The 14,375-nt window shown below is 60.9% G+C and carries 15 protein-coding genes; 4 read left to right on the top strand and 11 right to left on the bottom strand.

Annotated features, from left to right (window positions below; all coding sequences use genetic code 11):
* Positions 1–248: 248 nt before the first annotated feature.
* The gene (locus tag J3P82_RS11725) at positions 249–1,124 is read right to left on the bottom strand and encodes a LysR family transcriptional regulator (protein WP_434563212.1); all 876 of its coding nucleotides are present in this window, start codon (positions 1,122–1,124) and stop codon (positions 249–251) included.
* 118 nt (positions 1,125–1,242) lie between these two features.
* On the opposite strand from J3P82_RS11725, the gene J3P82_RS11720 reads away from it, so the two are divergent.
* On the top strand, positions 1,243–2,112 hold the full coding sequence (locus J3P82_RS11720) for an SDR family oxidoreductase (RefSeq protein WP_434563210.1): 870 nt from the start codon (positions 1,243–1,245) through the stop codon (positions 2,110–2,112).
* 298 nt (positions 2,113–2,410) lie between these two features.
* Positions 2,411–3,982: a TerC family protein gene (locus J3P82_RS11715; protein ID WP_434563208.1), complete on the top strand. Its 1,572-nt coding sequence runs from the start codon at positions 2,411–2,413 to the stop codon at positions 3,980–3,982.
* Positions 3,983–4,023: 41 nt separating this feature from the next.
* Here J3P82_RS11715 and J3P82_RS11710 read toward each other — a convergent pair whose 3' ends face one another.
* The 4 genes from J3P82_RS11710 to J3P82_RS11695 form a co-directional block, all read right to left on the bottom strand.
* A complete protein-coding gene (locus J3P82_RS11710; RefSeq protein ID WP_434563793.1) occupies positions 4,024–4,926 on the bottom strand; it encodes a LysR substrate-binding domain-containing protein in 903 nt (300 codons plus the stop codon).
* Between the two features lie 91 nt (positions 4,927–5,017).
* The gene (locus J3P82_RS11705; protein ID WP_434563206.1) at positions 5,018–5,425 is read right to left on the bottom strand and encodes a VOC family protein; all 408 of its coding nucleotides are present in this window, start codon (positions 5,423–5,425) and stop codon (positions 5,018–5,020) included.
* Between the two features lie 23 nt (positions 5,426–5,448).
* Entirely contained in the window at positions 5,449–5,874 is a 426-nt protein-coding gene (locus J3P82_RS11700) for a YciI family protein (RefSeq protein WP_434563204.1), read from the bottom strand.
* Between the two features lie 164 nt (positions 5,875–6,038).
* Positions 6,039–7,040 (bottom strand): substrate-binding domain-containing protein, encoded by a 1,002-nt coding sequence (locus tag J3P82_RS11695; protein ID WP_434563791.1) that lies wholly within the window; start codon positions 7,038–7,040, stop codon positions 6,039–6,041.
* Between the two features lie 455 nt (positions 7,041–7,495).
* On the opposite strand from J3P82_RS11695, the gene J3P82_RS11690 reads away from it, so the two are divergent.
* Positions 7,496–7,888 (top strand): ester cyclase, encoded by a 393-nt coding sequence (locus J3P82_RS11690; protein WP_434563202.1) that lies wholly within the window; start codon positions 7,496–7,498, stop codon positions 7,886–7,888.
* A gap of 105 nt (positions 7,889–7,993) precedes the next feature.
* Here J3P82_RS11690 and J3P82_RS11685 read toward each other — a convergent pair whose 3' ends face one another.
* From J3P82_RS11685 to J3P82_RS11660, 6 genes are read right to left on the bottom strand one after another with little or no spacing between them, the layout of a single operon-like run.
* Positions 7,994–8,740 carry an amino acid ABC transporter ATP-binding protein gene (locus tag J3P82_RS11685; protein WP_434563200.1) on the bottom strand — a complete coding sequence of 249 codons (747 nt, stop codon included), beginning with the start codon at positions 8,738–8,740 and terminating at the stop codon, positions 7,994–7,996.
* 19 nt (positions 8,741–8,759) lie between these two features.
* Positions 8,760–9,500 (bottom strand): amino acid ABC transporter ATP-binding protein, encoded by a 741-nt coding sequence (locus tag J3P82_RS11680; protein WP_275970778.1) that lies wholly within the window; start codon positions 9,498–9,500, stop codon positions 8,760–8,762.
* Positions 9,497–10,999 (bottom strand): argininosuccinate lyase, encoded by a 1,503-nt coding sequence (gene argH, locus J3P82_RS11675; RefSeq protein WP_434563198.1) that lies wholly within the window; start codon positions 10,997–10,999, stop codon positions 9,497–9,499. The genes J3P82_RS11680 and argH overlap by 4 nt, the downstream gene beginning before the upstream one ends.
* Entirely contained in the window at positions 10,969–11,688 is a 720-nt protein-coding gene (locus J3P82_RS11670; protein ID WP_186608853.1) for an amino acid ABC transporter permease, read from the bottom strand. The genes argH and J3P82_RS11670 overlap by 31 nt, the downstream gene beginning before the upstream one ends.
* A gap of 7 nt (positions 11,689–11,695) precedes the next feature.
* Entirely contained in the window at positions 11,696–12,358 is a 663-nt protein-coding gene (locus tag J3P82_RS11665; RefSeq protein ID WP_186631550.1) for an amino acid ABC transporter permease, read from the bottom strand.
* A 13-nt stretch (positions 12,359–12,371) separates the two neighbouring features.
* Positions 12,372–13,217 carry a transporter substrate-binding domain-containing protein gene (locus tag J3P82_RS11660; RefSeq protein ID WP_186642465.1) on the bottom strand — a complete coding sequence of 282 codons (846 nt, stop codon included), beginning with the start codon at positions 13,215–13,217 and terminating at the stop codon, positions 12,372–12,374.
* A 241-nt stretch (positions 13,218–13,458) separates the two neighbouring features.
* Between J3P82_RS11660 and J3P82_RS11655 the strand changes: the two genes are divergently transcribed.
* Positions 13,459–14,361, top strand: a complete 903-nt coding sequence (locus J3P82_RS11655) for a LysR substrate-binding domain-containing protein (protein ID WP_186631544.1) — start codon at positions 13,459–13,461, stop codon at positions 14,359–14,361.
* The last annotated feature ends 14 nt before the right edge of the window (positions 14,362–14,375 follow it).

Raw genomic sequence — 14,375 nt, 5'->3', positions numbered from 1 at the left:
CTATTTTCTTGTCATGACGATCTGTAGTGGCATGGAAGGATGTGTGGAAGAGCGAAAAACCGGAGCCACCTACTCCTCCAGGGAAATGTGCGTCGACACAGCCAGGGAAATGGTGCCGCGCAAAGGCGTTAAGTATAAATGCCGCAGTGAGCGGTTGTGGGTCACAAACGAAGTATCGCCCGCAGGAAGTTACGAAGCGGTCGTCTCTACCAAGGAACAGCCGTTACCCTAAGTTGGCGTGCGGTCTTTTATCCTTCCAGCACCAATGACATGTCCAGATACCTGGCGCACATGAAATCGACGAATGCGCGAACTTTCGGTGCCGCCAGGCGCCTGGACGTGTGCAATACCCAGAGCTGCGCTTCAACCCCCGATACCGTCCCCCATTGAACCAACTCGCCACGTGCAAGTTGACGTCCGGCGATGGATTGCGGAATGAGTGCCGCCCCGCCCCCGGCGATAGCCGCGTCGCGAATCATCAGGAACGAGGAAAACCATAGCTTGGGGACAGGCTCCAGGATCAAGCGCCCGTCATCGAGATTCCAGTGGGTCGGTTGGAAGTTCGAGAACACGATACTGGGAACCGGCCTGACCGCACCGGGTGTCGGCTTGGCGATTCCTGGCGCGGCCACGACCACCAACCGGTCCTTGGCGAAACACCTTCCGACCAGACTGCTGTCCGGGCTCGGGTTGATCCGGATGGCCACATCGTACTGTTCCTCGACCAGGTCGACCAACCGATCCTCCGCCACGACATCAAGCGAAACCTGCGGGTAGGCCGCACAGAACTCAGCCCCAATACGCCCCATCGCCAGTTGCGAAAACAACACCGGGGCAGCCACTCGCAAGCGTCCGCGCGGCGTGGACAGCCCTTCCTGCGCCGCCGCCATGGCCTCGATCACCTCGCCCAACGGGCCTTCGGTTCGGGCAATCAGCATCTGCCCAGCCTCGGTGAGCTTCAGGCCACGGGCGCTGCGCTCGATCAGCCGGACACCCAGCTGCTCCTCCAAGTCGGCAATGCGCCGCGACAAGGTAGCTTTCGACCTGCCGCTCGCTCGGCTGGCCTTTCCAAGCCCTTCATTGGTGGCCACCAAGGCGAAATCGATCAGCGCGTTCAGGTTCATGGTGTTCCATTTTTGGGACGATGTGTCTACATATTGGCGTCTTCGCTTTACACCTGCAACAGCCTATCGTCTTGTCATCGGGAAACGCATTCCCTTTATCCCACGACAGGAGATACATATGAGCATCTTGATCACCGGCGCCACGGGCACCATCGGTTCACTCATCACTGCGCGGCTCGCCGAAGCGGGCGCCGAGGTAAAAGCCCTGGTGCGCCAGGCCGGCAAGCGCGACTTCCCGGCAGGCGTCACCGAAGTCATCGCAGACCTGACCGACGTACCTTCGATGCGTGCCGCGCTTTCATCGGTGCGTACGTTGTTCCTGCTGAACGCCGTCACGCCCGATGAAGTGACACAGGCACTGATCACGCTGAACCTGGCGCGCGAAGCCGGTATCGAGCGCATCGTCTACCTGTCGGTGATCCATGCCGACAAGTTCACCAACGTACCGCACTTCACCGGCAAGCATACGGTCGAGCGGATGATCGAAAGTCACGGCGTTCCGGCAACTATCCTGCGCCCGGCGTACTTCATGCAGAACGAGCTCATGGTCCAGCAGACCATCCGTGACTACGGCGTCTACCCGATGCCGATCGGCTCGAAGGGCGTCTCGATGATCGATGCGCGCGACATCGCCGATATCGCCGTCGCCGAGTTGCTGCGACGCGACCGGGCCCCCACTGCCCTGGACCGTGTCACGCTGGAACTGGTCGGCCCGCAAGCATTGACCAGTGCAGCCGTGGCACAGGCCTGGAGCTTGGCACTGAGTCGCGAAGTCGCTTATGGCGGTGACGACGTGGCCGCATTCGAAGGACAGATGGCATCGTTCGGCCCCAGCTGGCTGGCGTACGACATGCGCCTGATGATGGCCGGCATCCAGACATTCGGCATGCAGGCCGAAGACGGGACGGTCGAACGGTTGCAAGCCATTCTGGGACGCCCTCTACGCACCTACGATGATTTCGTCCGCGAGGCCGCTGGCCAAGCTTGAATGCTCGGCAATGCATCGTAAAAAGGGGAACGCTATGGGCTTCCCCAATGACGGAGGACTGCCTGGACGAGCGCTTCAGGCTGTCGCTCCGTCAGATCCTGTAATAAATCGTCTCGTATGAAGTGTTGGAAACCGTTGTAGGATTTCTTCCCCAAATTATTTCCAGGTCTGTATGAACACGCTTCAGGAACCTCCCAGTCGCATTTCCCATGACACTGTTTTCCGCCCCCCAGCGCCGGGCACCTTCCGGTCGCAGCCTTCTCCCCTTGTACTGATCGTGCGAGGGAACGCATAACCCATGGAATGGATCGTTGACCCCACGGCATGGCTCGGCCTGCTGACCTTGATTGTGCTGGAGCTGGTGCTCGGCATCGATAACCTCGTATTCATCGCCATCCTGGCTGACAAACTCCCGCCCGAGCAGCGTGACCGTGCCCGCGTCATCGGCCTGTCCCTCGCGCTGCTGATGCGTCTTGGCCTGCTGGCCAGCATCTCTTGGATGGTGACCCTGACCAACCCGCTGTTCGAACTGTTCGACAAGACGTTCTCGGGTCGGGACTTGATCATGCTGTTCGGCGGTGTGTTCCTGTTGTTCAAGGCGACCATGGAATTGCACGAGCGGCTTGAGGGCCACGTGACGCAACGCGCCGGTAATGCCGCCTATGCGATGTTCTGGCCCATCGTTGCGCAGATCGTGGTGTTGGACGCGGTCTTCTCCCTGGATGCGGTGATTACCGCCGTGGGCATGGTGGAGCACCTGTCGGTCATGATGATCGCGGTGATTTTCTCCATCGGCTTGATGATCGTCGCGAGCAAGCCGCTGACGAAATTCGTCAACGGCCACCCCACCGTCATCATGCTCTGCCTGGGCTTCCTGATGATGATCGGCTTCAGCCTCACCGCCGAGGGCCTGGGCTTTCACATTCCCAAAGGCTATTTGTATGCGGCGATTGGCTTCTCGATCCTGATCGAACTGTTCAACCAATTGGCGCGCTCGCGTCGCAAGAAAAGCCTGCAAGGCCTGCGGCCGATGCGTGAGCGTACCGCCCATGCGGTACTGCGCCTGCTGGGCGGAAAACAGTTGGGTGCCGATGAAGTGGGCGAAGAGATCGCCGACATGCTGGCCGACGGTGAACACGAACAGGTTTTCCATCGACGCGAACGGGTCATGATCAGTGGCGTGCTGCAATTGGCAGAGCGCCCGATACGCCAGGTGATGACGCCTCGTGCGCAAATCGACCATCTTGACCTGACGGACACCTCGGAACAGATCCGTACGGCGCTGATGCACTCTTCGTATTCGCGCTTGCCGTTGATTCGGGAAGGACGCGTGGATGAGCCCCTGGGCTTCGTCCACAAGAAAGAACTTCTCAAGGAAATACTGGCGGGCAACCCGCCGAACCTGGAAGCCATGGCGCGTAAAGCCATCAACCTGCTCGACAGCTTCACGATCCTCAACGCGTTGGAGCAAATGCGCAAGGAGTCGACTCACATCGCGTTCGTGGTGAACGAGTTCGGCGACTTCGTGGGCCTGCTCACCATGACCGACATCCTCGAGTCCATTGCCGGCGAATTACCGGACGCCAGCGAAATCGAAGGGCCGAACATCGTCCCTCAGGAAGGCGGCTTTCTCGTCAGCGGTGCCCTGAATCTCAGTCAGGTTCGCGAGCATATCGGCTTCCAGGTCGAGGCGACGGAGGATTACCAGACGCTCGCCGGGTTGGTGATGAGCCTGCTGGATCGCCTGCCGATCATTGGCGACACCCTCAGCTGGCAAGGCTGGCGCATGACCGTCGTGGAAGTTGAAGAGCGCCGGGTGACCCGGGTGTTGTTACGTGTCGAGGAGCCCGCTGGATTCGCGCATGATTGATTGTCGGGGCTGCCCCACAAGTGCGGGGCCTCGCGTCCCGCTCATCCGCTGATATAACGCTCCAGGCGCGCGGCCAGGAAAGACCTCAACACCTGGAGCGCAGGCGTTAACGAGGTTCGATGAGCGCAGACCAGTTGGAGCGGCGCAGGCTGGCCGTAGTCCGTCGGGAAAACTTCCACCAGGCGGCCGCTGCGGATATCGTCCACGACATCGAGCTTGGACTTGTAGACGATCCCCAGCCCCGACACCGCCCAACGCCTGACGATATCGGCATCGTCGCTGATGCGATCGCCCATGACCTGGACCGTTTCCATCCCTTCGGGCGTCTGGAAACTCCAGCGCTCGAAAGTCTGTTCCCCCATCACGTAACGAAGACAATTGTGCCGGCTTAACTCCGCAGGGGTCTTCGGCAGGCCATGGCGTGCAATGTAGCCGGGGGATGCGCACACCGTCCTGCGGTTGGAAGGCGCCAGCGCCAGGGACACGAGGCTTGAGTCAGCCAATTGGCCATAGCGAATGCTCGCGTCCAGGTGCTCGGTGAACAGATCGGCCACCTGGTCGCTGACACGCAATTGCAAGAGCACGTTGGGATGCAATTGTTGGAATTCATCCAGCCACGGCAGCAGCAGGTTGCGCCCGATATCCGAAGGCATGGAAAGCCGTAGCGTCCCGGCAATTTCGTCGCGCCCCTGTGCCAGGGCCAACTCGCCATTCCCCAGCGCCTCCAGCGCTTGCCGGGCATGGGTCAGGTAACGCACACCGTCGTCCGACAAACGCAGCCGCCGAGTAGAGCGCACGAACAGCCTCACCCCCAGGCTCGCCTCCAGCCGCTGCACCGCGACGCTGGCCAATGCCGGAGAGATGTCCAACAACCGCGCCGCCGCCGAAAAGCTCCCGGCGTCCGTGGTGGTCACGAACACCTGGAGGTCATCGACTCGAATGATTTTCTTCACGCTGCTGGGTGCTTTTCCGGGTACGGGGTTTTCAGCGTAATGGGAAACATGGCTATTGCACAGCCCGATGCAGGATTCCTGTTTATTGCTTCCCCTCGTAATTGACCATCCAGGCAATCCCGAAACGGTCTTCGAACATGGCAAAGCGCTCCGCCCAGAACGTCTTCGCCAAGGGCATCTGCACACTGCCACCGGCACTCAAGCCGTTGAAGAGCCGCTCGGCCTCGTCAGCGCTGTCGACATTGAGGGAAACCGACACGCCTTGCGGTTTGCCATACGGCTGGCCCGGCGGACAGTCGGAGGCCATCAGGCTGAAATGGCCCACGGTCAGGCAAGTGTGCATGATCAGGTCCGGGTCCTTGGGCATGCCGACGTCTTCCGGCGCCTCGGCAAAGGACATGGAAAACAGCTCGCCGCCAAGCACATCCTCGTACAACGCAAAGGCTTCCTTGCATTGGCCGTTGAAGGTCAGGTAAGGGATGATTCTCATGGTGGGATCTCCTGTTTCCGATTTCATGATTGACCGGACATCTGCGCCCGCAAGCGTTCTTCCTGCTCGCGCAACTCGGGGGTAAAGGTCTCGCCGAACTCTTCAAGTTCGAAGATCTGGCGGATTTCGATTTCACTGTCGCCGACCATCGGATTGGGGCAGCGCTTGACCCAGTCGATGGCCTCCTGCAATGACTGGACCTTGAAGATCCAGAAGCCGGCGACCAGCTCCTTGGTTTCAGCAAAGGGCCCATCGACGACGGTCCGGTCGTTGCCGGAAAATTGCACACGCACGCCTTCGGCACTGGGATGCAGGCCTTCGCCCGCGAGCATCACCCCGGCCTTGACCAGTTCTTCGTTGTAGGCGCCCATGGCCGCCAGCAGTTCTTCACTGGGCATTTCTCCAGCTTCCGATTCCGGACTGGCCTTGACGATCACCATAAATCGCATGCTCGAACCTCCTGAGAATGGATGGATCAAGCCGCCCGTGTGGCGGCTCTACGGACTAGTCGAATGGCAACGGCCGGAATCGACAGGTGGGTGAAATTATTTTAGACAGGCCTTGAAGGCAAAGGAGACGGCAAGTCCCCTCTTCCGTGAGCAACGTCCAGGTCTCAGCGATTCCATTGGAATCGATAGATGTCTCGATAACCATTGGCCGGGTCATACAGGAGCTTCGTCCCGCCGTCGAACGCGATATTGTCGGCATTGACCAAGTGAACCGGTGCGACGAAGCCGCTCACCGGCTGACCTGCCAACAACCGGTTCAACTCATCGATCACCTGCCAGCCATGCAGGTTGAGCGGTTCGGCCACGGTGACCGTCTGGTAATTTTTTTCCTGTATGCGCAGGAACGCCGACGCGCTGCCGTCACCGGCGGACAGCAGGCTGATGCCGTCCCGGGGTATCGCGGCGCTGCTCAAGGCGGCAACCGAGTAATCGAAATAGATATCGTTGATGGCCAGCGCGTGGGTCCAGCGCTTGCCATGGCGCTGAAGCAGTTCCTTGGTGATCGCCGGCATTTTCTCGCGGCTCTCGGAAATCGCGACATCGCGCACCTCCAGCATCGCGCATTCCCGACAGGCCCGAATGACCTTCTCCATGGCCCTGGCTTTCGCCATGGCGATGCTGTATCTGGAATCGGTCAGGATGACCACGCCGGCCTTGCCGTTTGACTGCGCCACCGCCGCCATGGCCGTGATGCGAGCCACTTCGAGCGGGTCGGTCGTGACGTTCATGGCCATCGGCGTACCGTCAATCGGCCCGGGACGCTCCCCGGCGTGCCAACCCACCACCGGCACGCCCTTTGCTGCGAAGACGCCCAGCGCCGCCTTGTTTTCGAGGGCATCGGCACCGCACAGGATGAGGCCGTCGGGGTTCGCCGCCAGGGCATCGGAAAAGGCCTTGGCGCGCCCGGCCGGTGTTCCAGCGCCATCGAAAACCCTCAGCGTCCAGCCCATCGCCTTGGCTGCCTCGCGAGCACCCTGGGCGACACCGACGATACCACCGTTGCGCATATCTTCCGCGACGATGGCGATGCTCTTGCCGCGCTGGGCGCGCGGGCCGGTTTCAGGACCGCTCCAGGGAACGGCGCCGAGGGTGGCCTTGGCTACCATGTCCTGCGCTTGAGCCACGGTCACCGCAGAATTTTCCTCACCCGCCGAGGTTGGCAGGTCCTGGCCGTAGCTGGGCATTGCTGTAAAAACACCGAGAAGCGTCATTGAAACTATCCGGAGCAACCGAGACCTGATCAAACAGGTTCGATCACCGCGTGTGATGCCTGGGTAGGGGGCGCTGGCGCGATCATAATCTGACATGGCGTCTCTTTTTTTTTATGGATGCAACGTTTACCTTCAGTGTCCGCAAGGATAGTCGCTTCTGCTGTCATCAACCCGAAAGGGAATACTAAGTTTGTAACATCCTTCCTGCCCCGGTTCTCACGAGAGACGCGATGACTCTTCCTCCCTTGCACAGCATGGACATTGGTAAAAATGCCGAGGGGCGCGCTCAGTGAACCTGCCGACGCATGGCTATGCTCTTGGAACAGACACGTAGCGGAGAATCAGTTCCCATGACCTCGAATCTTGCAGATATCTATACCGACTACATCGCCTGCCTGAATGCACAGGATTGGAAGAACCTGGGCCTTTTTGTGCACCCGGAGGTGGTCCACAACGCGAGACGATTAGGATTGCATGGCTATCGAAGCATGCTGGAATCGGACTATCGAGACATTCCCGACTTGCGCTTTGAAAGTGAATTACTGGTGATCGACCCACCCAAGTTGGCGGCTCGCCTGATGTTCAATTGCACGCCGGCTGGCGAGTTCCTGGGTCTTGCGGTCAACGGCGCGCGGATCGCCTTCACGGAAAACGTTTTCTATGCATTCGAGGACGGCAGGATCCGCGAGGTCTGGTCGATTGTCGACAAACAAGCGATCGAAGCTCAGCTCCCATCAACGTAGCGGATGCCCTGCTCGCCATTTTGTCGTTCTATCGGGGCGTACCCACTCGCCCCGTCAAGGAAGCCGTTTCCTAACCTCCGCCCTTGGCCTGCGGCGCAACCTCGATCAATGCAGGATCTGGCTCAGGAACAACTTGGTGCGGTCGTTTTGCGGGTTGTCGAAGAAGTCGTTCGGCGCGGCCTGTTCGACGATTTCACCCTTGTCCATGAAGATAACGCGGTTGGCCACGGTGCGAGCGAAGCCCATTTCGTGGGTCACGCAGAGCATGGTCATGCCGTCTTCGGCCAGGCCGATCATGGTATCCAGCACCTCTTTCACCATCTCCGGGTCGAGTGCCGAAGTCGGTTCGTCGAACAGCATGATTTTCGGCTTCATGCACAGGGCACGGGCGATGGCCACGCGCTGTTGCTGACCGCCGGAGAGCTGGCCCGGGTACTTGTGCGCCTGCTCTGGAATGCGTACGCGCTCCAGGTAATGCATGGCGATTTCCTCGGCCTCGCGCTTGGGCATCTTGCGCACCCACATTGGCGCCAGGGTGCAGTTCTGCAGGATGGTCAGGTGCGGGAACAGGTTGAAGTGCTGGAACACCATGCCGACTTCACGGCGGATGGTCTCGATCTGTTTCAGGTCCGAGGTCAGCTCGCTGCCGTCCACGACGATCTTGCCTTGCTGGTGCGCTTCAAGGCGATTCAGGCAACGAATGGTCGTTGATTTGCCGGAGCCCGACGGGCCGCACAGCACGATCCGCTCGCCCTGGCTGACGTTCAGGTTGATGTCTTTCAACACCTGGAACTGGCCGTACCATTTGTGCACGCCCTCCATGCGGATCATGCTTCCGATCACTTCATTCATCACAAACTCCCCCGTTGTTCTAGTGAAGGACCGCTTGCAGGAACTGCCGCGTCCGCGCTTCCTTGGGTGCGGTAAACATTTGCGCGGGCGGCCCCATCTCGACAATCCGCCCACCGTCGAAGAACACCACCCGGTCCGCCACTTCCCGGGCGAAACCCATTTCGTGGGTCACGACGATCATGGTCATGCCTTCAGCGGCCAACCCCTTCATCACGTTCAGCACGTCGCCCACGGTTTCCGGGTCCAGCGCCGAGGTGGGTTCATCGAACAGCAGCAATTTGGGCTTCATGGCCAAGGCGCGGACAATCGCTACCCGCTGCTGCTGGCCGCCCGAAAGCTCGGAGGGATATCCTTCAGCTTTATGCCGTAGCCCGACGCGGTCCAACAGCGCCAGCGCATCGCTTTGGGCCTGGGCTTTCGATGCTCGCTTGAGCTTGACCGGCGCGAGGATCATGTTCGCCATCACCGACATATGCGGGAACAGGGTGTAGTCCTGGAACACCATGCCCACCTCCTCCCGCAGCTTCGCCAGCGCCTTGCGGTCACCGGCCTTGATCGACTCGCCGTTGCCAATGACCACGGTGCCTGCCGAGGGCGCTTCGAGGCTGTTGAGGCAACGAATGAACGTGGATTTTCCTGAGCCGCTGGGGCCAATGATCACCACCACTTCGCCTTCAGCGACGTCCAGGTCCACACCCTTGACCACCTCGTGCTCACCGAACCGTTTGTGCAGCCCGCGTACCGTCAGCATCGTTTTCATAACCCCGCCTGCGCCCGGGTCGCCGCTTGCAAACGCTCATGGGCCGCCGCCAGGCGATCACGCCGGGCCTGGTTGGCGTGACGCTCCGTGGCGATGCGGGCGTTGGCGCGAAGCAGACTCGGCTTGAGTGACGCCATCGATGGGCCGCCCGCGGAAGTCCGCGCCTGTACGTTGGCGGTCGGGTCGAGGCAATCGCGCACTTTCTGCGCCGGCAGGTTCAGCGCATGCCCCAGTTGCTCCAAGGCGCAGGCGTCGACCATGGCGGTGTCGATCTGGTGCGCCAACAGGCCTGCATCCATGGCCCTGCGCACCACCGCGCCCACCACATGATGGGCCTCACGGAACGACAGGTCGGCCTCCTGCACGATCAGGTCGGCCAGGCCGGTGGCGGTCGAAAAGTCCTCGCCCGCCCGGCGCACGGCCAGCTCGATGTTCGGCGTCGCGGTGCGCAACACCAGATCCAGCAGTTTCAAGCAGCGCAGGCTTTCTTCGGCGGCCTCCCAAAAGCCACGGGTGCCCTCGCGGTTGCCGTCGCCGGTGTGAGAGAAGTTGCTGCCCTTGATGCTGATGCTCGCCCCCATCAGCAGGCCGACGATATGCCCGCTGCGGCCCTTGAGGTATTCCAGCACCGTGGGGTTTTTCTTCTGCGGCATGATGCTCGACGTCGCCGCCACGCTGTCGGGAAAATCGATCAGGCTGAATTCGTGGGTGCTCCAGACAAAATAGTCCTGCGCCACGCGGCTCCAGAACACCGCCAGCAGGCTCAGGTGCGACAGGCTTTCGAGAATGAAATCCCGCGAGCCGACGGCGTCCAGGGCATTGTCCAGGTAACCGTCGAAACCCAACAGTTCGGCGGTACGCCCCCGGTCGATGTTGAACGGGGTCCCGGCGAAGGCCGCCGCGCCCAGCGGGCTCTGGTTCATCGATTCCAGGGTCTGGACCAGGCGCTTGCAATCGCGGTTCAACGCCTGCTCCACCGCCGACAGGTAATAGCCGTAGGTAATCGGTTGCGCCGGTTGCAGGTGGGTATAGCCCGGCATCACCACATCGGCGAACACTTCGGCATTGTTGACGGCGGTCTGCCGGACTTCCAGCAAGGCATCGATCAAGTCCATCAGCACTTCACGGCAGCGCAGCCGGTCAAGCGTGGCGAGGATGTCGTTGCGGCTGCGGCCCGTGTGCAGGCGACCGCCGATGTCGGTGCCGATCCGCCCGATCAGGTGCGCCTCGTAGTTGAAGTAGGCATCCTCACGGGACGGGTCGAGCGTCACCTCGCCAGGTCCGGCCGCCTCCATTTCGAGAATGCCCCTGGCCAACACGGCGGCATGCTCGTCCCGGATCAGACCCTGCTCGGCAAGCATCACGATATGGGCCTTGTTGATGTTGCCCAGCAGGTCGAACCCCTCGGCGAAGCCCTGCAGGCGCGGCCGGTAGATGTACTCGTTGACTTCCGGCGCGGTGGCTTCCTTCAGGCGCCGGCTGACTTTGGATGCTTGCATGTTGAAACCTCTTTAGGAGTGGCACGCGTCACTGGGCGACCCAGCCGACGTTCGAGATAACGGCTGAGCCAGCTCAGCAGTGAACAGATGACGAAATACACCAGCAGCACCAGGCCGTAGACCGTGAACGCGGGGCTGACGCCGGTCATGACGGTGTCGCGCTCGATGATGATCTGGCCGACTTTGAGAAACTCGCCGACACCCACTAGCGCGCCCAGGGACGTAGCTTGTACCAGCATGGTCAGCAGACCGGTGTACGCCGGCAGAATGGCGCGCATCGACTGTGGCGCGATCACGTGCAAGTAGATTTGCCAGGGCCGCAGGCCCAGCGCCCAGGCGCTTTTCCATTGATGGCGAGCCACCGACTCCAGGCCACCGCGCACGATCTCTATCCCATTGGCACTGCCCCACAGAGTCAGGCCGGTGGTCACCGCAGCGAACGGGCTCAGGTCCAGGCCCAGCATCGGCGCGCCAAAAAAGATGAAGAACACATTGACGATCAGCGGGATCGAGCGAAACAGCTCGACGTAAGCGTGGATCGTCCATCGCAACAGCCGGCTCTTGAGGGTCGCCAACACGCCGAGAACAATGGAAATCAGTGTGGTGAACAGCAACACCACCAGCGCCAGGCGCACGGTCATCCACAGGCCCTTGCAAACGAAGGCCCAGTTTTCGATCAGAAAATTCATGCCGGCCTCAGTGTTGGAAAGGTCGTTGCAAGCGGGCCGAGAGCCGTCCCGTCAACAGTGCCAGGATTCCCACCAGCGCCAGGTAGATCACGCAGATGGCGCTGAACATTTCGATCGCACGAAAATCCGTGGCGATGCGATCCACCGCGACAAATGTCAGTTCGGCGAGGCCGATGGCCTGCAGGTAGGAGGAGTTCTTCAGGAGTGAAATGGCGGTGTTCAACATCGCCGGCAGACTGGTCCGAAAGGCGATGGGCAAGGCCACCAGGCAGAAGTAATGCGCCGGCTTGAGGCTCAGGGCAACGCTGGCTTCACGCATGCCCTGCTCCACGGTTGCCAGCCCGCCCCGCACATTCTCGATCTGATAGGCCCCTGCCCAGAGCGACAGGCACAACACCCCCGACCAGAACAGCGACAGGCCCATGCCAATCGCCGGTAGCCCGTAGAATATGAAGAACAGCTGCACCAGGATCGGCGTATTGCGGATCAGCTCCACATACAACGCCACGACCTGCGCCAGCACCGGCACCTTCATTACCCGCGCCGCGCCGCCCAGTACACCGATGAGCAACGAGCAAACGATGGCGAGCACCGACACCCGCAACGTCATCTGCACGCCGTCGAGCAGCGCCGGCCACTGGGCCAGCAGGTAGTTGAAATCGAAATCCATGGCTGACGTCCGCTCAAAGGGCTTCGGCAGGCTTGGGCTGCTCGAAGACGCTTATGTAGTAGCCCTGGATACCCTGTGGCACGAACTGCTGGATCCAGCCACGGAACAGCTTTTCCTCGTGCATGCGCGCGATGGCGGCGCTGAGGTAATCGCGCCAGGCCTCGTCGTTCTTGCGCACGCCGATTGCGGCATCGGAGATCTGGAACGGCTCGTTGAGCAGCCGCGCGTCCTTGTCGTTGTCGGCCACCACCACGAGCGTCGCGGCATCGTGGGTGTAGGCATCGGCCCGGCCCTGGCGGAAGGTCTGCAGCGCATCGGCGGCGCTGTTCATGCGCAAGGTCTTGACCTCGGGCATATGGTCCTCGAACCACTTGGCCTGCACCGAGCCCTTTAGGGTGGCCAGGGTCTTGCCCTTGAGGTCGGAGATCTTCCTGATCGGACTGTCCTTCTTCACCACCACGTCGCTGGCGCCCCACCGATACGGCGTGGTGAAGTCGATCACCCGCAGGCGTTCAGGGGTGACGCCGAGGGTCGCAATCAGGAAATCGACTTTGCGCCCAAGCAATTGCGGAACACGGTTTTCCGCCGTGACACAGGTGAACGACACTTTGTCTTTCGAACCCAGCGACCACAATGCGATCTGCCGAGCCATCTCCACTTCGACGCCAGCGAACTGGCCGCCTCCGTCCTGGAAGCCGTAGGGTGGTTGATCGCAGCGCACGCCGGCACGCAGCTGGCCGGCCTCCTTGATCTCATCGGGAACCGCAGGCAGCTCGGCCGCGTGGACCTGGGCCAGACCACCCAGCGCCAGGCACGAAAACGTCAGCGCACTGCCAAGAATCTTGAATGAAAACGACATGATGCCTCCTGGTTTACATATCGGTATCGAACGGCGCAGAGGCTGGACGACACCATGAAATACAAGGGCAGAAATGAGATAAAGAGCGGCGTTTTTTTATGCTTATGACTGCCGTATGCTCGAACCGCATCGCCGTTCCCGCCTTGGCGTTCACGTCGATGTAATGAATTTATAAAGCCTGTAGCTCATGCAAACAAATGACAATTCATTAGTCATTCATACCGAATTGATATGGGACGCCATGAACTTCAAACAAGTCGAAGCCTTTCGCGCGGTCATGTTGAGTGGCTCGATGACCGCCGCAGCCGAGTCCCTGCATACCTCTCAGCCGAACATCAGCCGATTGATCGCCCAGCTGGAGCGCAACGCCGGTTTCAAGCTGTTCGAACGGGTCGCCGGACGCTTGCTGCCGACCGATGAGGGGGCCGCGCTGTTCGCCGATGTCGAACGAGCGTTCATCGGCCTGCACAGCCTTGAAAAGTCGGCACAGAACATCCGGCGCGCCGGCACGGGGCGCTTGCGCATCGCCGCAGTCCCTTCACTGTCGCTGACGGTGCTGCCGCGGGTGATCCAGCGCTTTCGCCAGGAGAACCCTGACGTCGCTATATCGCTGCATACCAACGACTCACCGATGGTCGGTCATTGGACGGCCTCGCAGTTCTGCGACTTGGGGCTGGCGTCGTACGTCGGCGAGGACATGCCAGGGGTGACGACCAAGGCAATTTGCGACGTGCCAGGGGTTTGCGTGTTTCCCAAGGGCCACCGACTCGGCGCGCTGACGTGCATCGGGCCGGAGGATCTCAAAGGTGAGGAGTTCATTTCGCTGTCGCAAAATGACGGCTCTCGCGCCCGGGTCGACCGGGCGTTTCCCGAGGACCGGAGCCACCGCAAGCTGAGCCTGGAAACACCTTATGCAGCCACCGCTTGCTCACTGGTGGGACTGGGCTTGGGCGTGAGTATCGTCAGCCCGATCGTGGCGCTGGAGTACCTGCACACCGGCATCGAAACACGCCCGTTCCGCCCGCAGATACGCTTCTCGACCTATCTGCTGCTGCCGGCAGACAGGCCGCAGAGCCTGCTCACGCAACGGTTCGGGCTATTGATTCATGAAATGCTCACCGACGTCGCGAAAGACTGGCAGTGAGCAATGACGCCGCT

Origin of the sequence: Pseudomonas sp. Z4-20, from assembly GCF_051131955.1 — a bacterium.
In the GTDB taxonomy this organism is placed as follows: domain Bacteria; phylum Pseudomonadota; class Gammaproteobacteria; order Pseudomonadales; family Pseudomonadaceae; genus Aquipseudomonas; species Aquipseudomonas marvdashtae.
Note: the sequence above shows the minus strand (reverse complement) of the source record. Positions and strands in the feature narration are given on the sequence as shown.

Coding starts and splice junctions, on each gene's coding strand:
- J3P82_RS11680 (WP_275970778.1), bottom strand. CDS start 9,500: ATGAAAACGATGCTGACGGTACGCGGGCTGCACAAACGGTTCGGTGAG.
- J3P82_RS11705 (WP_434563206.1), bottom strand. CDS start 5,425: ATGAGAATCATCCCTTACCTGACCTTCAACGGCCAATGCAAGGAAGCC.
- argH (WP_434563198.1), bottom strand. CDS start 10,999: ATGCAAGCATCCAAAGTCAGCCGGCGCCTGAAGGAAGCCACCGCGCCG.
- J3P82_RS11685 (WP_434563200.1), bottom strand. CDS start 8,740: ATGAATGAAGTGATCGGAAGCATGATCCGCATGGAGGGCGTGCACAAA.
- J3P82_RS11715 (WP_434563208.1), top strand. CDS start 2,411: ATGGAATGGATCGTTGACCCCACGGCATGGCTCGGCCTGCTGACCTTG.
- J3P82_RS11670 (WP_186608853.1), bottom strand. CDS start 11,688: ATGAATTTTCTGATCGAAAACTGGGCCTTCGTTTGCAAGGGCCTGTGG.
- J3P82_RS11695 (WP_434563791.1), bottom strand. CDS start 7,040: ATGGTAGCCAAGGCCACCCTCGGCGCCGTTCCCTGGAGCGGTCCTGAA.
- J3P82_RS11700 (WP_434563204.1), bottom strand. CDS start 5,874: ATGCGATTTATGGTGATCGTCAAGGCCAGTCCGGAATCGGAAGCTGGA.
- J3P82_RS11665 (WP_186631550.1), bottom strand. CDS start 12,358: ATGGATTTCGATTTCAACTACCTGCTGGCCCAGTGGCCGGCGCTGCTC.
- J3P82_RS11725 (WP_434563212.1), bottom strand. CDS start 1,124: ATGAACCTGAACGCGCTGATCGATTTCGCCTTGGTGGCCACCAATGAA.
- J3P82_RS11690 (WP_434563202.1), top strand. CDS start 7,496: ATGACCTCGAATCTTGCAGATATCTATACCGACTACATCGCCTGCCTG.
- J3P82_RS11720 (WP_434563210.1), top strand. CDS start 1,243: ATGAGCATCTTGATCACCGGCGCCACGGGCACCATCGGTTCACTCATC.
- J3P82_RS11660 (WP_186642465.1), bottom strand. CDS start 13,217: ATGTCGTTTTCATTCAAGATTCTTGGCAGTGCGCTGACGTTTTCGTGC.
- J3P82_RS11655 (WP_186631544.1), top strand. CDS start 13,459: ATGAACTTCAAACAAGTCGAAGCCTTTCGCGCGGTCATGTTGAGTGGC.